17 protein-coding genes are annotated in these 21,710 nt (G+C 61.7%); 7 read left to right on the top strand and 10 right to left on the bottom strand.

What is annotated here, in order from left to right:
* Positions 1-19 precede the first annotated feature (19 nt).
* The 8 genes from BVH74_RS05575 to BVH74_RS05540 all read right to left on the bottom strand — a co-directional run bounded on the left by BVH74_RS05575 (position 20) and on the right by BVH74_RS05540 (position 10,667).
* Complete coding sequence (locus BVH74_RS05575; protein ID WP_080049108.1) at positions 20-988, bottom strand: hypothetical protein; 969 nt, start codon at positions 986-988, stop codon at positions 20-22.
* A complete protein-coding gene (locus BVH74_RS05570) occupies positions 985-4,224 on the bottom strand; it encodes a toxin VasX (protein ID WP_080049107.1) in 3,240 nt (1,079 codons plus the stop codon). The genes BVH74_RS05575 and BVH74_RS05570 overlap by 4 nt, the downstream gene beginning before the upstream one ends.
* A complete protein-coding gene (locus BVH74_RS05565; RefSeq protein WP_177344513.1) occupies positions 4,221-5,066 on the bottom strand; it encodes a DUF4123 domain-containing protein in 846 nt (281 codons plus the stop codon). The genes BVH74_RS05570 and BVH74_RS05565 overlap by 4 nt, the downstream gene beginning before the upstream one ends.
* 15 nt (positions 5,067-5,081) lie before the next feature.
* Positions 5,082-7,133 (bottom strand): type VI secretion system Vgr family protein, encoded by a 2,052-nt coding sequence (locus BVH74_RS05560; protein ID WP_080049105.1) that lies wholly within the window; start codon positions 7,131-7,133, stop codon positions 5,082-5,084.
* 132 nt (positions 7,134-7,265) lie between these two features.
* On the bottom strand, positions 7,266-7,784 hold the full coding sequence (locus BVH74_RS05555; RefSeq protein ID WP_080048344.1) for an Hcp family type VI secretion system effector: 519 nt from the start codon (positions 7,782-7,784) through the stop codon (positions 7,266-7,268).
* A gap of 283 nt (positions 7,785-8,067) precedes the next feature.
* A complete protein-coding gene (gene mutM, locus BVH74_RS05550; protein WP_080049104.1) occupies positions 8,068-8,880 on the bottom strand; it encodes a bifunctional DNA-formamidopyrimidine glycosylase/DNA-(apurinic or apyrimidinic site) lyase in 813 nt (270 codons plus the stop codon).
* Positions 8,881-8,892: 12 nt separating this feature from the next.
* Complete coding sequence (locus BVH74_RS05545; RefSeq protein WP_080049103.1) at positions 8,893-10,236, bottom strand: hypothetical protein; 1,344 nt, start codon at positions 10,234-10,236, stop codon at positions 8,893-8,895.
* A gap of 2 nt (positions 10,237-10,238) precedes the next feature.
* Positions 10,239-10,667 (bottom strand): PaaI family thioesterase, encoded by a 429-nt coding sequence (locus tag BVH74_RS05540; RefSeq protein WP_080049102.1) that lies wholly within the window; start codon positions 10,665-10,667, stop codon positions 10,239-10,241.
* A 246-nt stretch (positions 10,668-10,913) separates the two neighbouring features.
* Here BVH74_RS05540 and BVH74_RS05535 point away from each other — a divergent pair, with 246 nt between their 5' ends.
* From BVH74_RS05535 to BVH74_RS05515, 5 genes are all read left to right on the top strand, one after another.
* Positions 10,914-12,428: a 3-hydroxyacyl-CoA dehydrogenase gene (locus BVH74_RS05535; RefSeq protein WP_080049101.1), complete on the top strand. Its 1,515-nt coding sequence runs from the start codon at positions 10,914-10,916 to the stop codon at positions 12,426-12,428.
* Between the two features lie 4 nt (positions 12,429-12,432).
* On the top strand, positions 12,433-13,635 hold the full coding sequence (locus BVH74_RS05530; RefSeq protein ID WP_080049100.1) for a 3-oxoadipyl-CoA thiolase: 1,203 nt from the start codon (positions 12,433-12,435) through the stop codon (positions 13,633-13,635).
* A 184-nt stretch (positions 13,636-13,819) separates the two neighbouring features.
* Positions 13,820-14,116: a hypothetical protein gene (locus tag BVH74_RS05525; RefSeq protein ID WP_080049099.1), complete on the top strand. Its 297-nt coding sequence runs from the start codon at positions 13,820-13,822 to the stop codon at positions 14,114-14,116.
* Between the two features lie 93 nt (positions 14,117-14,209).
* Entirely contained in the window at positions 14,210-14,692 is a 483-nt protein-coding gene (locus tag BVH74_RS05520) for a YbhB/YbcL family Raf kinase inhibitor-like protein (protein WP_080049098.1), read from the top strand.
* Positions 14,693-14,788: 96 nt separating this feature from the next.
* On the top strand, positions 14,789-15,610 hold the full coding sequence (locus BVH74_RS05515) for an acyl-CoA thioesterase (protein WP_080049097.1): 822 nt from the start codon (positions 14,789-14,791) through the stop codon (positions 15,608-15,610).
* Positions 15,611-15,622: 12 nt separating this feature from the next.
* Here the strand turns inward: BVH74_RS05515 and BVH74_RS05510 are convergent, their stop codons facing one another.
* Positions 15,623-16,288 carry a crotonase/enoyl-CoA hydratase family protein gene (locus BVH74_RS05510; RefSeq protein ID WP_080049096.1) on the bottom strand — a complete coding sequence of 222 codons (666 nt, stop codon included), beginning with the start codon at positions 16,286-16,288 and terminating at the stop codon, positions 15,623-15,625.
* Positions 16,285-17,910 carry an AMP-binding protein gene (locus BVH74_RS05505; RefSeq protein ID WP_080049095.1) on the bottom strand — a complete coding sequence of 542 codons (1,626 nt, stop codon included), beginning with the start codon at positions 17,908-17,910 and terminating at the stop codon, positions 16,285-16,287. The genes BVH74_RS05510 and BVH74_RS05505 overlap by 4 nt, the downstream gene beginning before the upstream one ends.
* A 239-nt stretch (positions 17,911-18,149) precedes the next feature.
* Between BVH74_RS05505 and BVH74_RS05500 the strand changes: the two genes are divergently transcribed.
* A complete protein-coding gene (locus BVH74_RS05500) occupies positions 18,150-18,944 on the top strand; it encodes an IclR family transcriptional regulator (protein WP_080049094.1) in 795 nt (264 codons plus the stop codon).
* A 661-nt stretch (positions 18,945-19,605) separates the two neighbouring features.
* Positions 19,606-21,699, top strand: coding sequence for a 3-hydroxyacyl-CoA dehydrogenase NAD-binding domain-containing protein (locus BVH74_RS05495; RefSeq protein WP_080049093.1), 2,094 nt, complete (start codon positions 19,606-19,608; stop codon positions 21,697-21,699).
* The last annotated feature ends 11 nt before the right edge of the window (positions 21,700-21,710 follow it).

Raw genomic sequence — 21,710 nt, 5'->3', positions numbered from 1 at the left:
CCTGAGCGCTGTCACCGCTTTACCCCGCCTGCTCCGTGGATGCCTGGGATTCCTCGCTGGCGGCCAGGTCCTTCTCGCGCTCGGCGATGGCCGCTTCCAGCTCAGCTGAGCGCCGAGCCCATTGCTCCGGGGGCAGCGGCTGGGACCAGGCGATGGATTCGGGGCTGGTGAGGTCGGGGATGTGGGTGAATTTCTTGCGCATCAAATAATCGTAAGCAAACAGGTTGAATACGAATGAAGCCAGCCCATCCCACAGGACCGTGCGCAACCAGCCATGGGTCTTCACACCATCGCGCATATCCTGGACAAAACTCTGCCAAACACTTAATTCGTGATTGTGCATAACCGTAGAGTCGGGCACAGCTTCAGGGCCAATCTCCATAAAACTGCGAATACACTCCCACTGACGCATGGCCGCGGCACCCGGGCCGGGGCTGACCATGATGATCCAGCCCGGTTTTTTATCATGGTAAGGCTCGTCGATTTCATCCTTGAAGGGAAACCACAACAGCAACCCACCCATCTTCGCCGCACCAAACTGGCCGACCATGGTGGCACTCGGGGCAATGGCGTGTACCCGCTCCCAGGGCACGGTCCACTCCTCACCATCATCAGCCACAATGCGCACTTCTCGGCGTTGACGATGAAAGCGCAACGGTGGCATCAGCGGGCGGCGGTAGACGCGGATATAACCAATCCAGAGGAAGGCCATCATGGTCCCACCAAACAAAAGAATCAAAAAAAAGAAAAGAAAATCCCTCTCAACAAGCGCATAAACTAAAAAGCTACCGATTAATAGAGAGCCCATATACAGCGTTACCCACCCCCCCACCAGAGACAGGCTACCAATATCCAGATACACGTCATTTTTGCGCCAGATCATGCCCAGAATATCCGACGCCGGCTGGCCAGTCGGGATAGGTAGCGGCGACAGGTGCTCCTGCTTCCACAGTAAGCCTTGCTTGTTGTCACCTGCTTGTTGGGTCATGACTCGGTCCTGAGTTGCAAATTGGCGTCGAATGACAGTGCCTGGCGGATGGGTAGTTGATCACTGGGCAACGGGCCATCTGTGCTGGCATGCTCAATGATACGCCCCCCCCTGACCAGATATCGCATACCCATGCGACCACCGACTACCGGATTGCGTTCATCCAGCGTGCCGGTCAGCATGGCCAGGGGGCTGTGATAAAGTACCCGCACCTCCAGATGCTGGGATTCAGCCAGGTCGGCCAACGAACCAGATAGCTTAAGTCCCATGCCCTGCTGAATGGGCAACCATTCGCAGGTTACCGAGTTGACCCAGCTATCGGTAATATCTTCAGGCACCCCCCCTGGCGTTACTGCCGCCAGCTTGATTCCCAACCTAGTTGTGTCAGGAACTGCTCCAGGCAATAGCAGGGTCAGGCTGTCTATACGGCTACCCAGAGTATGCCGGTTGCCGCTATTGCCAATCTGGCGGCTGGTTACCATTGTCTGTACGCCCAGTTGCGGCATAAACAGCATATCGATCAGTGCCTGAAACTCCTGACGCTGATCATCCGGGCTATCCGTCCAACGCCGCTGGGTGCCCCAGCAACACTGTTCGAGAAAACGCTGCATATCTGTGCGATGGGTATGGCGGCGCCAGACAAAATACAAGACTTCAACCAGCAGCACCCCCCAACCAACAAAACCGATCCCCCGAGTAAACCAGGTGGTTGCACGAAAAGAATCCCAACGCCCGCTAAGGAACATATAGGTGGCATAACCGCCCAATGCGCCATAGGTTGTAGCCAAGGCAGTTTGCCCAGAGAATCTCAGCAAACGCCCCCATTCATCAGCTCCCCAGTCAGAGTGTTCCTTCTTTTGCTCAGCAGATAGTTGCCGTAGATCAGCAACCCCGGCCAGCATAGCAAACGTCCCCGTGACGAAGCCCAGCATAGTTACCAACGGCAACCTGGCCCTTCGCACTGATATCTCAAGCATTTCCCTAGTATTCGCCACATTCAAAATCACCGCACTCAGGGCCGCTGCCGTATTGAGTGCCGTGCTGAGGTATTCCATCTGCCGCACATCATCATGCTCACGCCAGGTGCCCTGATCCTTCAGAATCACCAGATTGACGCCATGCAGCAACAAGGCCACCAGCGACAGGGCTCCACCGTAGGCATTCACGGCCTCTACCCGGGCAAGCCTGGCCGCCAGGCCCAGGCGCAGTTTGCGCGCAGCTTCGCTGGCCCAGTCCCACACCGCCTGGCCAAGCGGACCGGAAAGTCTGTAACCTGCCCGTAGAGCCTCCAATGCCATGTCTGCGGAAACCTTGAGCACCAGCATCAGGCTCAACAGTTGCTTGGGGAAATACTGAATGGCCAGAGGCAACGCCGCAGCACCCTTGAGATGAGCAGCCTCCAGCTCGACAAAGGCGGCTCCAAGACGGCCCACCGCCCGGCCCCAGTCATTGCCATCCGGCCCGCCAAGCCCCTGCAACCAGTTCAGCTTGTCCAGCCCGGCAAGGCGTTCGAGCAGCTTGCCAGCCAGCTCAGCATTATCCGCCGTTAATACCGCTTCGATTTCGGTCAGACGCTTGGAGCCAGCCACGAAATCAGCGAGTTCCGGCGTGAACGCGCTGGCCAGCAACGAGAGTGGCCGGTCTGGCGTCGGGTTGCGGAGCAGGTCCGTGGCGATCATCACTCCGGGCCCTGCTGTGCAGAGTTCACTTAAGGTATTGAGTGCAAGCTCGCTCAACCAGTCGCAGTGACTGGCCTGCGAGTAATCAACAAACCAACTGCCTTGCTGGTGCAGCCCCAACACCAGGCCTGTGTCGTTGAAGAGCGGCTGGCGCCGACTGGCGACCCAGGCACGATGGGGCTCGGCAACCTGGGTGGTCCAGCGCTCCATATCATCAAGCCGCACCCGTTCGGCAACCTGCGCGCCCGCGCGGTCGCCGGTCATATTCCGCGCTTTCGCCGCGCTATAATTCATCACAACCCCACGGACATGCCCATGCAAGTCTGCGGGGATGAAACTACGTATGGGGGCCAAAATCTCTTCCTGCTGTGCCTGGATAATACCCCGCGCCGTTTCTGTCCCCGACTGTCCGTAACGGTTGAGCTCTGTTTCCCTGTCGATGATTGGCTTGAGCCTATGCTGCGCTTCAAGCAACTGCTCGCCCTGCTCTCGGGTTAGCTGGATCTCATGATCGCGATAACGGTAATTGATCAGCCCGGCCAGCTCAGCTCCGTCCTCACTTCTCAGGCTGTTGATAAAACCAGCCATGAGCCCCTTGTGGCCGTTGGCTTCACCCCACTCGGCCTCAATTTCGCTGACTTTGCCCTGCTCGTGGTTGAAATCACGCAACATGCCAAGTGTGTCATCGACAGCAACCAGCACCGCATACAGACCGCCAGCATCAGCATTCGCCTGACGAATCCAGCCTTGAACCTGGGCCACCTGCCACGGCATCGAGCTCCAGTATCCTGGCGGGTATTTACCCTGTTCCGGGCTGTTAGCGGCGCTCTGTTCAAGCTCATGCAACCAACTGACACTACTGACATAGGCCTGGACCCGCTCGGGAGTCGGGTTTTCCATCATGCGCTGGCCCAGAGCATCAATGTCTTGCCGGTGGCTATCACCTTGAGTCCGGTATTCGTGCGCCTTGAGCATCTCCTGAACACCGGGCATCAGTTCAGCTACCAGCTGTTCTGCACGCTCCAAGGCCGGGCAGTGCTGAATTTCCAGTTCTCGCGCCACCGCAGGCAGACTGATGCGGCGCATGCGCTCTGCCCGTAACGCCTGCGACTCGGCCAGTAGCTGACAGGTTTCAACCGGTAGCGGTATTTCCGTGTAGGCTAGCCATACCTCAGCCACCTTAGGCAGAACCAGTCCAGCCAACGCCCCCTGCGCTGGCAAGGTTGCGGTGCTGGCCAGATCCTGCTCCTGCAATAAGCCATCGTTCGCAACGGCAAAGCGGCGCAGCCCCTCATCAGACTGCCACAGATACAAATACCCTGGCCGCAGCTGCCTCAAGGCCATGGGGTGACTTTGGGGGGTACAAACAGGAGCGATACAGGGGTCTTCAGCCTGGAACTCGGCTAACGCATAACGTGCCGGCACGATGCAAATCTCGTCGTCCCGCGCTGGGCAGCCTGCTACAGGACTATCCAGAGACTCCTGGTCAAAACCCTGTTGAGCAGACTGATCAGCCTGATCCAGACTGATGACCTGTTGTTGATTGTCTGTGGTCACGCAATATCATCCTTGTTCTGCACCAGCGCCTGGCGCTGAATTTCCGTCTTGATGGCATCGAGTCGTGCGGCGGGCTGGAGATCGGACCGCTCAAGCAGGGCACGATAGGATTCATGTTCTTCTGCTTCCGGAAAATCCTTGCCAAGCAGCGCCATGAACCCAGCCCAGCGCGCCACTTCCAGCGCTGAACTGAAACCATATCTATCCGCTTGAATCCGGCAGCTATTCGCCCACTCGCTGCGCTCCTGTGCGCTGGCAACCTTGAGACAGTCGGGGAACCAGGCATCGACATGCTCCAGCAAGCGCTGCTCGAAAGCCCCCAGCTTGGCCTGATTGAGCCGGGCAAGCTGCTCACTATCCAATTGCAGCCACGGAGTATCGGCATAACACCGGGCCTTGACGCTGACGTTGCTCGAATAGGTATGCCAGGTATTGCCTGCAAGCAGGCGAAATTCGTTAACCGGCCCCATGACTGCGTTTTGCTCTTTGCCTGCCAGATCCAACAACCACAAATGCAAAATGCGTGGATCATAAAACCGGAACAGCAATATCGCTTCGCCGCCGGTCTGTATATGAACCAGGCTGCGTAGGTGTTGAATCAGTTCCTCGGTTACAGCGCTGCTGGTCAATGCCACGCCAGCACTGGCCGACCAGTGCTGCTCAAAATGACGAGTCAGTGCGCTGTCATGACCGGTCTCCACCAGTACCGGGCCAACCTCAGCCAGTTCAGCGTAACGCGTTTGCTGATACAGCACATGGAACTCGGGGGCCAGCTCCAGGCGATAAATTTGCTGCAGCAGATCGTCAATCTGGGCGCCATCAAGCAATAGGTAATGCCTCATGCCTGCATCCATCTATCACCCTCCCTGCTGGCAGACTTCACAAACAGCCTGAGCATTCTGCGCCGCCCTTTTCAGTGCCTGTTTCTGAGCAGCCACCAACGGCTTACCCCCCTCTTCCACCTCAGCCGCCACAACATCCCCCGGCAACTTCGGCGCCGCGCCACTGCCCTTGCCGGGGCTGCCGCCGGCATTGAGTTTGATGCCGGGGCCGCTGAGGCTGATGCCGGCGGGGCTGATGTGGATGAAGCTGCCGCCGGCGCTGAGAGTCAGTTCGCTACCGGCTTCGATGACCATTTTCTGCCCGGCCTTGAGGTGGATTTCTCGGCCGGCTTTGGTCAGTTGGGCGGTGCCCAGCTTGACGTGCTGACTGTTGGCCACGGTCAGATGATCGTCGGCCTTGATCTCGGTCTTTCGGTCGGCGTGGGTGGTGTGGTGTTCTTCGGCCAGGTTTTCGCTGTAGCGGTTGGCTTCGATGCGTTCGTGACGTTCGTGGCCGACGCGGATCTTCTGGTCATGCTCGATGTCCTGGTCCCAGTCGCGCTGGGCGTGGATAAAGATCTGTTCCTGTCCGGCCTTGTCTTCGATCCGCAGTTCGTTGAAGCCGTTGCCACCAGGGCTGGAGAGGCTTTTGAACAGGCTGCGGGTTTTGTGTTCGGGCAGCTCATAGGGCACCGGGTGGGCGCTGTTGTACAGGCAGCCGGAGACCAGCGGTTGGTCGGGGTCGCCTTCGAGGAAGCTGACCAAGACTTCCATGCCGACCCTGGGGATGGTCACGGCGCCCCAGCCGTTGCCGGCCCAGCTGCTGGCGACCCGTAGCCAGCAACTGGTGTTGGCGTCGGCCTGGCCTTCGCGGTCCCAGTGAAACTGGACCTTGATCCGGCCCTCACTGTCGCAGTGGATGTCTTCGCCTTCCGGGCCGGTGACTACGGCGGTTTGTTGGCCGAGGACCTTGGGTTTGGGGTGGTTCAGGGCCGGGCGCCAGGCGATGTCCCAGGGGGTGGCGGTGAAGTGGTTGCGGTAGCCTTGGGTGAAGTCGTCTGAGTCGTTTGGGTTATTCTGGTTGTTCTGGGTGTCACTGGTAATCGACTCTTCCAGTACCTGGGGTTGTTTGCCCTGATGCTGGATGGCGGTGATCAGCCAGAGGTCGTTCCAGCTTTGGGTGGGGTGGCCTTCGAGTTCGAGGAAGTGGCCGCTGCGCAGGCTCGGCTGGTCGCTGTCGCCGCTGGCCTGGCGGTAGTCGCTGCGATGGCGTTCGAGGGCGCGGCGGGCCAAGTGTTTGCCGCGCTCGCGGTCTGTGAAGCGGCCGGGGTAGTCGTAGTCTTCCAGGTCCGGCAGGTGTTCGCTGCGGGCTTCGCTTTCGAGCAGCAGGCGGGCTTTCTGGTGGTCGTAGTCGCGGCGGCTGACCCGGCTGCTGCGGGTTTCCAGGCGCAGGCCGAAGCGTTTGACTACCGGGTCGTCGGCGACCATGCCGTTGCCTTGATCAAAACCCGTGGGGGCCAGGCGCGGGAAGCCGGTCTGGTCGTCGCCGAACACCAGCAGGTGGCCGTCCTGGGTGTGGCGGAAGTGGTAGTGGATGCCTTCTTCTTCACACAGGCGCTGGATGAAGTGCAGGTCGCTTTCGTCGTATTGGGTGCAGTACTCGCGGGCCGGGTAATCGCTGCAGAGCTGGAACTGCCAGGCGTCGGACTGGATGCCGTGTTCGGGCAGGATCCGGGCGATGATCTCGGGCACGCTCAGGTGCTGGAAGATGCGCTGGTTGTGGCGCAGGCCGAGGTAGTGCAGGTGCGGTACCAGTTCCAGCTGGTAGCGGGTCAGGCGCTGGCCGGATTCGCTGACGGCGGCGTGGTGGATCAGCCCGTGCAGGCCGCTGCCGTTGCCCAGGTCCAGCCAGGCGCTGTGCTGCAACAGGGCTTCGAGGTCGATGTCGGGCTGTTCGCTGACCAGTTGCAGCTCGATGCGGTAGCACTGGCTGATGGCCTCGCGGGCGGTAAAGGCCAGGACCTTGAAGTCGTGGTCGAGGCCGTCGAGGGTCAGGCTGAAATGGGCTTGATTGGCTGGGGCGAACATCCGTTGTTCCTTTGCTGCGAGGCTACCTCGGAAAACCCCGGACCTTGCCGTGGCTTTCGGTGGCAGCCTGATCTACTGACACAGAGCACCCCCGCCCGGCGCGGCCGGGCGGGGGTGGGCATTATCACCGATTTAGGCGCTGATCGGTGTGCGCCAGTCATCAGAACCGGAGGTACCGGAGACTTCGTGGGTCCAGATGATCTTGCGGTAGGTGAAGTAGACGTCTTCCAGGTGGGTGAAGTGCGACATGTTCGGGTCCTGGCAGTTGGGCATGTGCGACTGCACGTCGACGATGATCGCGTCTTCCAGTTCGATGGTGTAGTAGTGCTCCTGGGTGCCGGTGGCCGAGGTGCGGTACCACTCCAGGCGGCACTTGTTCAGGCGCTCGCCGGAGGTCAGGGCGTTGAAGATCAGCGGCGACGACTTGTCGAACACCTTGGTGATCATCAGCGGCTTGTGGACGCGCTGGCCGGTCGGCTGGCCGGACTGCGGATCGCGCGGGATGATGACCTGATGGTCGAAGGCCTGGACCAGGATCTGGTCTTCGTGACCTTCCTGGAAGATGTTGCCGACCGAGTCTTCGGTAAAGGTGCCGGCGGTGATCAGGCCTTGTTTGGTGCCTTCAATGGTCATGTACGCGGGTGTTGGCATCGTGCTCTCCTTGCCGTGAATAAGGACCTGAAACGGGTCCGGGAGTCCACAACGGAGCAAGGCCTGTGCCAGTTATTTTTTATCCAGCCAGATCAATCGCTTGGCAAAAAGACATCACGACGCACAACGCGGAATGTGATGAAGATCACGGAAAAGTGCGCAACTTCTTGCGCACTGCTGTGCAAGAAGTTGCGCACTCATCTGAAACGCCTGAATAACAAGGCCTGCAGACAACCATGCACAGGGTTATCCACAGATCGCTGCGCAAGAAGTTGCGCAGCGGTCAGCTCTGACAATTACGGCAAAAGACCGTGGCTCGCTGGCCCAGTCGGCACTCTGACAGGGTGCCGCCACAGAGCTTGCACAGCTGGCCACCGCGCCCATAGACGAACAGCTCCTGCTGGAAGTAGCCCGGCTGGCCATCACCACCAATGAAGTCACGGAGGGTGGTGCCGCCGCGCTCGATGGCATGCGCCAGCACCCGGCGAATTTCCTCGGCCAGCCGCTGATAGCGGGCCCGGCTGATCCGCCCGGCTTCCCGGCGCGGGTCGATGCCGGCGGCAAACAGTGCTTCGGTGGCGTAGATGTTGCCCACCCCAACCACCACGGCGTTATCCATGATGAAGGGTTTGACCGCCATGCTCTTGCCTCGCGAGCACTGATACAGACGCTCGCCGTCAAACTCGTCGGACAATGGCTCAGGCCCCAGTTTGGCCAGCAGCGGGTGTGCCAGCGGCTCACGACTCCAGAGCAAGGCGCCGAACCGACGCGGATCGGTGTAGCGCAGCGCCAGCCCAGAATCCAGCTCGATATCGACATGCTCATGCTTGGCTGGCGGGGTGCCGACCGGGACCAGCCGCAGGCTGCCGGACATGCCCAGATGGCCGATCAGAGTGCCGCCGCCGATCTCCATCAACAGGTACTTGGCCCGCCGCTTGACGCTGGTAAAGGTCTGATCCTCAATCTGGATCGCCAGATCCTCAGGGATCGGCCAGCGCAGCCGGCGATCACGCACCACCAGGCGGGTAACCTTGTGGCCTTCAAGATGCGGGGCAATACCGCGACGGGTAGTTTCGACTTCAGGCAATTCGGGCATGGGGCAAGAGGTTCAGCTGTGTATCCAGTACGTCGTAAACAATAACAGTAACAGCAGCGGCATCACACTGGCGACGAAGCGGCCATTCCAGCCGAAGGCTACCCGGAACGGTTTTTCATCGCTGTAGCGCGCCAGGATCAGGGTCGAGGGGCCGAATGGCGAGAAGATCATCGCCAGCGAGAAACCACACATCAGCCCTACCGCCGGGGTCATGATCGGTACGCCCAGATGCGCCAGCTGGGCCAGCAGGCCGGCGATCAGTGACAGCGAGACGATCGGCGCCACGCCAATCACCGCCAGGGTAATGGTGCTGAACAGGCTGCCGATCGCCAGCAGCAGGTTGTACTTCGGCTCCTGGGCCAGCCAGGCGGCGATCTGCTCCAGCGGCGCAACTGCACCGAGCACCCCGCCGAGCAGCGCGGCGCAACCGAAGATGAACATTTCGTTGTGCATACTGGCCATGTTGTCGGTGACTTCAGCCAGCGCACTTTTTGCCGAGCGGTCACGCCACAGCAGGTAGCCAATCACCCCGACCGGCACCAGCACCATGGCCGACTGCGAGGCTGTCAGGGTGGTCAGCGAGGCCATGACGCCAATTGCCGTGAGCCCCAGCAAACTGCCGCCCAGCAGCCCGAGCATGCCTTCGGCCCGGCTACTGTCGCCAATGCTGTCGCGCAGCGCCAGCAGGCCACGGGTTTCCCGGTGCCAGCCGACCACGATCATCATCGCCGCCGCCACCGCGCCATAGGGCACCATGGTGCTCCAGTCCAGCTCCGGCATCTCACGGGAAATGATCGCGATAGTGACGCTGGTCGGCGCCAGCAATGGCACCAGGGCAAACCCGCGCAGGGTGGTGACCATCACGCTGCGTAGCCCGGCGCGGCGCTGCTCGTCACTCAGGGGGTAGCGTTTGAGATGCTGCACCAGGGTGCCGCACAGCAGGTTCATCATGCCGAAATTGAGGATCGAGCCGATGCTGCCGGCGGTCAGCACGTAACGCGGATAGAGCACCACCTTGGAGCCCGAGAGCAGCGCCTTGTGCAGCTCACTGAGCTGCGGCAAACGCTTGGCCAGTAGCTGCATCAGCCCCAGCGCACCGAGAAAGCTGGTGTAGTAGGCCGCCGAGCTGGCCAGTTTCGGCCACAGGCTGGCATCAGTGCGCGGGCTGAACACGGCGGCGACCAGAATGCCCAGGGTAATCAGCCCAAGCCAGCGCGGGTACGGGTTAAGCCGGGAAAAATGCAGGAGGAAATAGCCGGCAAAAGCCAGCGCTGCCAGCCAGCTCAGCCATTGCCACTGGCCGATCAGAGCGACCAGTTCAAGGCCTACCCCCAGGGGCAGCAGCGCGGCACGCATGCTTAGGGCAGATCCTTGCGGTAGGCACCCTTCTTGAACACGCCCTCGCCAAAGCCGATCAGCTTGTCGTTGTCATCGAGCAGGTCACAACTGGCCATAAACACCTTGTGCCCGGCGCTGCGGCAGGTCGCCACGGCGCGCACCAGGCTGCCTTCGGCGGCGGTGGCGGAGAAGTTGACATTGAGTGACAGGGTAATCGCCACCCGGCGCTCTTCGGCCTTTTCAGCCCAGGTGCCGCACAGGCCCATGGCGATATCCAGCAGACTGGCGGTGACGCCGCCGTGCAGGTTGCTGGCATTGTTCATATGCTTGCCGCTCAGCCGCAACGCGACCACGGCGCGGCCCTGACTGTATTCGAGCAACTCACAACCAAGATCCTGAAAAAAACCGGTGACCGAGCGCTCGACCGCCTTGCGTTCCTGTTGATCCACGATGACCTACCTTTATTCTCTACACTGAACTGGACACTGCAGCCGCGGCTGTCCATAGCCATCGCAGGGAGCGCCTGCTGTCTTGAAGCGAGACAAGTATGCCATGCCAATACCAACCTGCGGTATCTGCAACCGACCACACGGCAAACTTGCACTCACAGGGTACAGGATTTAATCTCGCAACCTGATATTCGAAATACCATTCCGCCTAGCGGAACAAAAATAGCGTAAACGAGGAGGCACCCCATGTTCAACCGGATTGGCGTCATCGGCGCCGGCGCCATGGGCCGCGGCATCGCCCAACTGTTCGCCACCAGTGGCCAGCAGGTATTGCTGTTCGATACCCGCAGCGAAGCCATTGACGACGCCCTGGCTTTCAACCGCAACCTGCTCGAACGCAACCTCGCCAAAGGCAAGCTCAGCCAGGCCGACTTCGACGCGACTGTCGCCCGCATGCACAAGGCCGACAGCCTGGAAGCCCTGAAAGACTGCGATCTGGTCATCGAGGCCATCGTCGAGCTGCTCGAGGTCAAACAGAGCCTGTTCCGCGAGCTGGAAGCCATCGTCAGCGCCGACTGCCTGCTGGCGACCAATACCTCCTCGCTGTCGGTCACCGGTATCGCCGCTGGCTGCCAACGCCCCGAGCGGGTTGCGGGCTTTCACTTCTTCAATCCCGTACCCTTGATGAAAATTGTAGAAGTGGTCCGCGGCTCGCGCACCGAGCAGCGCTATATCGATGGTCTGGTGCAACTGGCCGAGCAGGCCGGGCACTTTGCCGTGATCACCCCGGATACCCCCGGCTTTCTGGTCAACCACGCCGGTCGCGCATTCGGCACCGAGGCCCTGCGCATGCTCAGCGAAGGGGTGGCCACAGCGCAGCAGATCGACCGTATCCTGCGCGACGGCCCGGGCTTTCGCATGGGGCCGTTCGAGCTGTTTGACCTGACCGGTCTGGATGTCTCGCATGCGGTGATGGAGTCGGTCTACGAACAGTTCTATCACGACCCGCGCTACACCCCGTCGTTCATCGCCGCTCAGCGGGTAGCCGCCGGCCTGCTGGGGCGCAAGACCGGCCAGGGTTTCTACCGCTATGAAGATGGCCAGAAGATCGAGCAGCCGGAACCGGCAGCCGAGCCGGTCCTGATCAACCGCCCGTTCTGGCTCGACAGCCAGGATGCCGAACTGCGCAGCAACGTCTCGGCAGCACTGGCCGCTGCTGGCGCCAAGCTCGAAGACGGCAACCAGCCGAGCGACACCGCCATCTGCCTGGTCACCCCACTGGGCGAGGACTGCACTAATCTGGTCAGCCGTCAGGCCCTGCCCGCTGCACGCAGTGTGGCGCTGGATTGCTTTGCCAACTGGGACAAGCGCCGGGTACTGATGCGCAACCCGGCCAGTGCCGCCGAAATCGTCGCCCAGGCGCGCCAGGCACTGGGCGCCGACGGCGTACCGGTCGAGGTGATCAACGACTCACCCGGCTTCGTGATCCAGCGGCTGATCGCCAGCGTGGTCAATCTCGGCTGCGAGATCGTGCAAAAAGGCATCACCAGCCCGGACAGCATCGACCGCGCCATCCAACTGGCGCTCGGCTACCCGAAAGGCCCGCTGGCCTTTGGCGAACACTACGGCAAAGGCCGCATCCTTGCCGTGCTGAACAATTTGCAGGCGGTCTATGCCGAGCCGCGCTACCGGCCCAGCCCCTGGCTGCGTCGCCGCGTCCAGCTCGACCTGCCGCTGACCACCCCGGACACCCAGGAGTAAGTTCATGACTGCCTATATCTATGATGGTTTGCGTTCCCCCTTCGGCCGCCACGCTGGCGCCCTGGCCAGCGTGCGTCCCGATGACCTGCTGGCCGAGGTGATCCGCGCGGTGGTCAGCCGCAACGCCTTCGAAGCTTCGGCCTATGAAGACGTGGTCATGGGCAACACCAACCAGGCCGGTGAGGACGCCCGCAACCTGGCCCGCCACGCTGGCCTGCTGGCCGGTCTGCCGCCACAGGTGGCCGGGGTCACCGTGAACCGCCTGTGCGGCTCCGGTCTGGCCGCCATTCTGGATGCCGCCCGTGCGGTCAAGGCTGGCGAAGGCGAACTGTTCGTCGCCGGTGGCGCCGAAAGCATGAGCCGTGCGCCCTTCGTCATCGCCAAGAGCGAAAGCCCTTATTCGCGCGAATTCCGTGCCTTCGACAGCACCATCGGCGCGCGCTTCCCCAACCCCAAGGTGGAAAAGCAGTACGGTGACGACACCATGCCGCAAACTGCTGACAACGTCGCCGCCGATCTGGGTATCAGCCGTGAAGAGGCCGACGCTTACGCCGCGCGCAGCCAGGCGCTGTACGAAAAGGCCCGGGCCGAGGGTTTCTTCGCCGGGGAAATCCACCCGATCGAAGTATCTCAGGGCCGCAAGAAGCCAGCCAAACTGGTTGACCAGGACGAACACCCGCGCCCGGATAGCGATCTGGCCGCCCTGTCCGGCCTGCGTTCGCTGTTCGAGGGCGGCGTGGTTACCGCTGGCAACGCCTCAGGGGTAAACGACGGCGCCGCCGCGCTGATCATCGGTAGCCAGGCCGTCGGCGAGAAATACGGCGTCAAGCCGCGCGCGCGTATCCTGGCCGGTGCCGTATCCGGGGTCGAGCCACGGGTGATGGGCCTGGGGCCGGTGGAAGCCTGCAAAAAGGCGTTGGCCCGCGCTGGTCTGAGCCTGACCGACATGGACGTGATCGAAATCAACGAAGCCTTTGCCGCTCAGGTGCTGGGTTGCTGCAAGCAGCTCGGCATCGCCTTCGACGATCCGCGTCTGAACCCGAATGGCGGCGCCATTGCCGTCGGCCACCCGCTTGGCGCCTCCGGTGCCCGTCTGACCCTGACCGCTCTGCGCCAGCTAGAACGGACCGGCAAGCGCTACGCGCTGGTCAGCCTGTGTATCGGTCTGGGTCAGGGTGTTGCCGCGGTCATTGAGCGGCTGGACTAAGCCACAGGGCTTGGAAGCGCCGGGCGGAGGGTGCCAGATCACCTCCGCCTGGATTGCTTTACCGCTACGCGGCTCGCAATGACGAGGCGTGCCAGTCCTGACGAGCCAAGGGTGCGCCGGTGCTTGTCGCTGGCCGCCTGTGGCTTTAAGGTAGGGCCCTTACTCACCGCACAGCGAATTTTGCATGCAGCTCAGCTCCAACCCGTTTGAATGGCTCGGTTCGGCCATCGGCACCATCATCCGAGTGATCATCGACAGCCTGTTGTGGCTGTTCACTGCCCTGAGCAACGCCAGCTCGGCGTTCGTCAATGGCTTTGCCAACGCCCTGGGCGTGGACAGCAACATCCTGACGATCGCCGCCGTGATTCTTGGGCTGTTTCTGATCTACATCGGGGTTCAGGGGCTGTTTCGCAAGCGCTTCGTGCGCGGTGTGGTCTGGATTTTACTGGGGCTATGGCTGCTTAGCGCCCTGATACGCTAGGGAGCCTCTGAAAAACTACCTGCGTTGGCAATACTGCGTTAAAAACAGCCTCACTACATTCATCATATTCGTCTTACCGCAAAGGAGTTGATCATGGGTTTTGCCTTCACCAATGACATGCAGTTGACCAGCAGCGCCTTCGCCCACGACGGAGCGATTCCTGCCAAGCACACCGGCGAAGGTGTCGATGTTTCGCCACAGCTGAGCTGGAACAACGCCCCGGCCGGAACCAAGAGCTTCGCGGTAATCTGCCATGACCCGGACGCACCGCTGATCAGCGCCAACGGCACCTACGGCTTCGTACACTGGACCCTGTACAACATCCCCGGCTCGGTCACGTCGCTGGCCGAAGGCTGCGGCGACTTCACCCAGGGCAAGAACGACTTCGGCAAGGTCGGCTACAACGGCCCGATGCCGCCGCAAGGCCACGGCCAGCACAAGTATTACTTCTGGGTCATCGCTCTGGACGCCGAGCTGGACCTGCCAGCCGGCCTGAGCCTGTGGGAATTGCTGGCCAAAATCGAGCCGCATGCCAAGGCGATGAACCGCCTGATCGGCACCTACCAGCGCGGCTGATCCCTGTACGGTAGCGGGCCACCCGCTACCGCCTTTTCTGTCGAGTGCGCCAGGACGGCCAGCACCGCATAACCGTCAGTTTCTGGAAGCACCTGTATGAACGCAGCAGCCCCACAACTCCACGCTTTCGACCAGGCAATCAGCCTGCGCGCAACCGCACCCAACCAGTTCACTGGCAGCACCAGCGAGGCCTACCTGAACATGGTCGGCCCGTTCGGCGGCGTCACCGCAGCAACCCTGCTCAATGCCGCGCTGCAACACCCCGAGGTGATTGGTGAGCCGGTATCGCTGACGGTCAACTTTGCCGGACCGGTCGGGCCGGGTGAGTTCGAGATCGAGGCCGTGCCGCTGCGCACCAACCGCTCGACCCAGCACTGGCTGTTGCTGCAACGTCAGGACGGCCAGGTGGTCACCAGCGCCAGCGCGTTTTTCGCTACCCGCCGCGAGACCTGGTCAGAGCAGCAGATTGCCTGTCCAGAGGCCCCGGCGGCGGCTAGCCTGGCAGCGCTGCCCTTGCGCGCCGACCGCAAGTGGTTCGGCAACTATGATTTCCGCTATGTCAGCGGCCTGTTCGACCCGACCCAGGCAGAGGAATCAAGTGATACCGAAAGCCTGCTGTGGGCTCGCGACAACCCGCCCCGGCCGCTCGACTTCGCTTCGCTGACCGCGCTGGGTGATATCTTCGCCCCGCGCATCTTCCACCGCCGCCAGCGTTTCACCCCGGCCGGTACGGTGTCGATGACCCACTATTTCCATGCCGATCAGGCGCAACTGGCTCGTGTCGGCAACCGCCATCTGCTGGGTCAGGCCCGGGCTACCCGCATGCACAACAACTATGCCGACCAGATCGCCCATCTGTGGGCGGATGACGGCACCTTGCTGCTGACCAGCACTCAGGTGGTGTATTTCAAGGAATAAGCCTGGGGTCTGCTAGCCAAACACCCAGGCCAGATCCTTGCGCAGCGCGGCATGCAGCAGCGCTCGGGTTTCGCGGTAGGCCTTGCGGTCCAGCGCCGCCAGTTGCCGGGCCTTGGCCCGGGCCTGGTCGAGCAGTTGCTCAGGCGGCAGCAGTTCATCAAGAAACCCCGCCTCCAGCGCCTGCGCCGGGTTCAGCGACTCGGCCTGCAAGGCGCAGCGATTGAGCCACTGCGGCGCCAGCCGGGCACGGGCCTGGAGCATGGCAGCATCAGGCATGGTCATGCCGATTGCTACTTCATTGAGACCAATGCGGAAGGCGCCAGCAGCCCCCAGCCGGTAGTCGGCCAGCAGCAGCATGAACGCGGCCTTGGCCATGGCATGGCCGGTACTGGCCATCACCACCGGGCCGGGATAATCCAGCAGCGCCAGGGTCAGACGGTCCCCTGCAGCGCGCATCGCATTGCAGGCCGGGCCGCCGGAGTCGATCAGCTTGCGATCATATCCACCGCTGAAGCAGCCGGGCCGGCCGTAAATCAGCAGCGCACAGTCGGCCTCAGCAGCTTGCGCCATGGCCGCCAACAGCGCGTCGAGCATCGACTGCGACAAGGCGTTGGCCTTACCGTCGTCCAGGCCGATCTCGGCGACGCCGTCGGTGATCGTCAGGGTCAGGCTGCTCATGCGCCAGCCTGCGCCCGCGCTTCGTCACGCAGCACCCGGCGCAACAGCTTGCCGACCGTGGACTTGGGCAGGTCGTCACGAATCTCAACGTGCTTGGGCACCTTGTAGCCGGTCAGGTGCTCGCGGCAGTGTGCGATGATTGCCGCTTCATCAAGACTGGTATCGTGCAGGCTGACATAGATTTTGATCGCCTCGCCGGTACGCTCGTCCAGCACCCCGACCGCTACGCATTCGCGAATGCCCGGATGGCGCATCACCGCGTCTTCGACATCGTTGGGATAGACGTTAAAGCCGGACACCAGAATCATGTCCTTCTTGCGGTCCACCAGCTTGAGGAAACCCTCCTCGTCGATCACCCCGACATCGCCGGTCTTCAGCCAGCCGTCGGCACTGAACACCGCTTCGGTTTCCTCCGGGCGCTGCCAGTAGCCTTCCATTACCTGCGGCCCGCGAATCAGCAACTCGCCAGCCTCGCCAGCCGGCAGTTCACGACCTTCGTCGTCGACGATCTTCATCTCGGTATCCGGCACGGCCTTGCCGATAAAGCCTTCCTTGTAGGGAGTGAAGGCCGTCGAGGCGACCACCACCGGCGAGGTTTCGGTCAGGCCAAAGCCTTCGCGGATCACGCTGCCGGTGCGAGCCTGCCAGCGCTTGGCAATCTCGGTATTGAGCGGCGCGCCACCAGAGTTAACCCACTTCAACCTGCTGAAATCGATAGTGTCGAACTCAGGATGGGCCATCAAGGAAACAAACAGCGAGTTGATCCCGGTCAGCAGGGTGAACTTGTGGCGCTTGAGGTCGGCAATCATGCCGTCCAGATCGCGCGGGTTGGTGATCAGGATGCTGTGGAAGCCGGTGAACACCGAGGCGATGCAGTTCGCGGTGAAGGCGAAGATATGGTACAGCGGCAGCGGCGAGACCCGCACTTCGTTGCCGTACTCGACATCGCCCGGCTTGATGATGCTGACTGCCTGCAACACGTTGCTGAGGATATTGCGGTGAGTCAGCATCGCCCCTTTCGAGACCCCGGTGGTGCCACCGGTGTACTGCAACAGTGCAAGATCATCCAGCCCGCGCTCCGGCGTGACCGCCGGCAACTGCTCACCCAGCCGCAAAGCCTGCATGAAGCGGACTTCGTCAGCCTGGTCGGTGTCATGGACCGGATTGTGCATATCGTCGAGGCTGGTCACGATCAGCCGTTCGAGCTGGGTTTCACCCTGGATCTTGCGTACCAGCGGCACCAGCTTGTCGAGCACCACCACCGCCTTGGCACCAGAATCGGCGAACTGGTGACGCGCCTCGTATGGGGTGTACTGCGGATTGGTGTTGACGATCACCAGCCCGGCCCGCAATGCCCCGAAGATGGCGATGGTGTATTGCAACAGGTTGGGAAGCTGGATCGCCAGCCGATCACCCGGCTGCAGGCCGGCATGATGGCGCAGGTAGCGGGCAAAAGCATCGGCCCGGCCGCGCAGGGCATTGAAGCTGATGGTGTCCGGGCCACAGGAGAACGCCGGCTTGTCGCCGTAGTCACGGCAGGCCTGCTCCATTACGTCAAAAACGGTGGTATGACCCAGCTCGGCCAGCCGAGCGCCGACAACAGACTGTGAGGGTGTCGACATCTTAACCTCTGATTGTGGACTATTATTTTACTGTGCGAAACACGATACCAAAAAGATGCTATTCTATTACCTGACACTGTGCAATGATTGAGACAAACTCGAACGCGTACCGCTGTGCAGAACGCCGGACTCTGGTATCGTTCACCCTTTACAACAACAATAATTTGCCCGGTTCGAACAATCGGGCGCTCCGGCGGCCAAAATGCCTCCGGCTCCAACATCTAGTATAAGCAGGCCCCATGAACGACGATCTGGAAACACTCAAGGACCCCGCCGCCGGCAAGGACCGCAAATTCGTAGAAGCCCTGTCACGCGGCCTGGATGTGCTGCGCGCCTTCAGTCAGGGTGCGGTGGTGATGGGCAATCAGGATATTGCCCGGATTACCGGCCTGCCCAAGCCTACGGTCTCGCGCATGACCTATACGCTGACCAAGCTGGGCTACCTGAGCTATTCCCCGCAATTGGAAAAGTATCAGCTCGACTCCGGTGTTCTGGCCCTGGGTTACGCCTACGTCTCCAATCTGCGCGTGCGCCAGTTGGCCAAGCCATACATGGACGAATTCGCCCGCACCACCAATACCTCTGTGGGCCTGACCTGTCGTGACCGGCTGTCGATGATCTATGTCGAGAACTGCCGGCCGGCCGAGACCACCTCGCTGCGCATGGACGTTGGTGTGCGTCTGCCGCTGGCCACCACCGCTGCCGGTCGGGCTTACCTGGCGGCGATGAAGGACGAAGAGCGCCAGCATGTGCTGGATGCGATCAAGGCCCGCAACCCGGACACCTGGCCGGAGCTGGAAAAAGGCCTGGCGCAGGGTTTTGCCGACTACGCCCAACACGGCTTCTGCCTGTCACTCGGCGACTGGGACCGCAATGTCAATGCCGCCGGGGTACCGCTGTTTCTGCAGGACGGCACCATCATGGCTCTGACCTGTGGTGCGCCGTCGTATCTGGTGTCGGAAGAAAAGGTCAAGAACCAGCTCGCCCACCAGCTCGCCATGCTGGCCCGCGATATCGAACGACTGGGCGTCTGACGCCCAGCTCTCCTGCCTCATTGCGAGACACCCTGCGCCGTATGGATTGCCACGGCCACCCTCTTATGGATTGCCACGGGCCTGCGGCCCTCGCAATGACGGTTGGGGGCGCAGCGCTGGAGTTAGTGCCCCGACTCTGTAGTACGTCATTGCGAGCCGCGTAGCGGCGTGGCAATCCAGTGCCACGGCCACCTCTTCGTGGATTGCCGCGGGCCTTTGGCCCTCGCAATGACGGGTGGGGTGACGGCGCTGAAGGTAGTGCCCCGACTCTGTAGTACGTCATTGCGAGCCGTGTAGCGGCGTGGCAATCCAGTGCCACGGCCACCTCTTCGTGGATTGCCGCGGGCCTTTGGCCCTCGCAATGACGGGTGGGTGACGGCGCTGAAGGTAGTGCCCCGACTCTGTAGTACGTCATTGCGAGCCGTGTAGCGGCGTGGCAATCCAGCGTCACAGCCTCTACTTCATGGATTGTCACGGTCACTACACCAGCCGTCGGACAGGCTCTGGCGCAGCTGCTGCTCATCACCTTTACTAATAAATCCCCATTTCTCCCGTCCGGGGCATCGACAAGCGGTTTTATTTTTTGTATTTTGCCTAGCGAAACATGATTTCATTATTTCGCATAGTGAAACGCAAAATAAACACCCAACGGAGGTTCAGCATGTCGGACGTGGTCACACTGGAACGCCAGGGGCCCATCGCGGTCGTCAGAGTCAACAACCCGCCGGTCAACGCCTTGGGCATTGCCGTGCGTGAAGGCCTGCAGAACAGCTTCCAGGCCGCCGAGGCCGATCCTGAAGTCAAAGCCATTGTGCTGGTCTGTGAAGGCGCGACCTTCATGGCCGGTGCCGACATCAAGGAATTCGGCAAGCCGCCAAAGGAGCCGAGCCTGCCCGAAGTGGTCAACGGTATCGAGTCCGGCAACAAGCCCAGCGTCGCGGTAATCCACGGCACCGCGCTGGGCGGTGGCCTGGAAGTGGCGGTCAGCTGTCATTACCGGATCGCCGTCAAGAGCGCCAAGGTCGGCCTGCCGGAAGTCAAGCTTGGCCTGCTGCCGGGCGCCGGCGGCACCCAGCGTCTGCCGCGTCTGGTTGGCGTGGCCAAGGCCCTGGACATGATTGTCAGCGGCAACCCGATCAGCGCCAGCGAAGCCCTCGAACTGGGTGTTATCGATGAACTGGTCGATGGTGACCTGACCGCCGCCGGCATCGCCTTCGCCGAAAAACTGCTGGCCGAGGGCAAGGGCCCGCGCCGCACCGGCGAGCGCACCGACAAGCTCGACGGCGCCGACAATGCCGCCGCCGTAGCCGCCAAACGCGCCGAAATCGAGAAGAAGATGCCCGGTCTGTTCTCGCCGCAACGCTGTGTCTCCGCCGTCGAAGCCGCCTTTACCCTACCGCTGACCGAAGGTCTGAAGCGCGAGCGCGAACTGTTCGGCGAGTGCCTGGTATCACCACAGCGCGCGGCACTGGTGCATGCGTTCTTCTCCGAGCGTCAGGCTTCCAAGATCGACGACCTGCCCAAGGACACGCCGGTACGCGCCATCAATAGCGCCGCCGTCATTGGTGGCGGCACCATGGGCGTCGGCATCGCCATTTGCTTTGCCAACGTCGGCATTCCGGTGAAGATCCTCGAGATCAGCAGCGAGGCCCGCGACAAGGCCATCGAGCGTGCCCGTGATACCTACGGCATGAGCGTCAAGCGTGGCAGCCTGACCCAGGACGCGCTGGAAAAACGCATGAGCCTGATCAGCGGCGTGACCGATTACGCCGACCTGGCTGACGTCGACGTGGTGGTCGAGGCGGTGTTCGAGGACATGGGCGTCAAGCAGAAGGTCTTCGAAGCCCTGGATGCCAACTGCAAGCCCGGCGCCATCCTGGCCTCCAACACCAGCTCGCTGGATCTGAACAAGATTGCCGAGTTCACCAAGCGTCCCGAGGACGTGGTCGGCCTGCACTTCTTCAGCCCGGCCAATGTCATGCGCCTGCTGGAAGTGGTGCGCGGCGCCAAGACCAGCCATGAAGTGCTGGCCACCGCCATGGCCATCGGCAAGAAGCTGAAGAAGGTTTCGGTGCCGGTCGGCGTGTGCGACGGTTTCGTCGGCAATCGCATGGTGTTCCAGTACGGTCGCGAGTCCGAGTTCCTGCTTGAAGAAGGCGGCACCCCGGAGCAGATCGACGGCGCGCTACGCAAGTTCGGCCTGGCCATGGGCCCGTTCGCCATGCGCGACCTGTCCGGCCTGGATATCGGCCTGGCTATTCGTACCCGTCAGCGTCAGAGCCTGCCGGCCGAGTTCAAGCTGCCGACCATCCTCGACAAGATGGCCGAGGCCGGCATGCTGGGCCAGAAAACCGGCAAGGGCTTCTACGTCTATGAAAAGGGTTCGCGTACCCCGCTGCCCAACCCCGAGCTGCCGGCGATTCTCGATGCCGCGTCGAAGGAGCAGGGTATCGAGCGTCGTCAGCTGACTGACGAGTACATCATTGAGCGCACCATTTACGCGCTGATCAACGAGGGCGCCAAAATCCTTGAGGAAGGCATTGCCCAGCGCGCCAGCGATATCGACGTGATCTACCTCAACGGCTACGGCTTCCCAGCCCATCAGGGCGGGCCGATGTTCTATGCTGATGCCATTGGCCTGGATCGTGTCTATGCCCGGATCTGCGAGTTCCACGAGCAGCATGGCGCCTGGTGGAAGCCAGCCGCGCTGCTGGAAAAGCTGGCCAAGGAAGGACGCAAGTTCGCTGATCTTTGATGAATCAGTGC

It is taken from the genome of Halopseudomonas phragmitis, assembly GCF_002056295.1.
Classification (GTDB): domain Bacteria; phylum Pseudomonadota; class Gammaproteobacteria; order Pseudomonadales; family Pseudomonadaceae; genus Halopseudomonas; species Halopseudomonas phragmitis.
The sequence above is the reverse complement of the archived record's forward strand: the minus strand, read 5'-3'. Positions and strand labels throughout refer to the sequence as shown.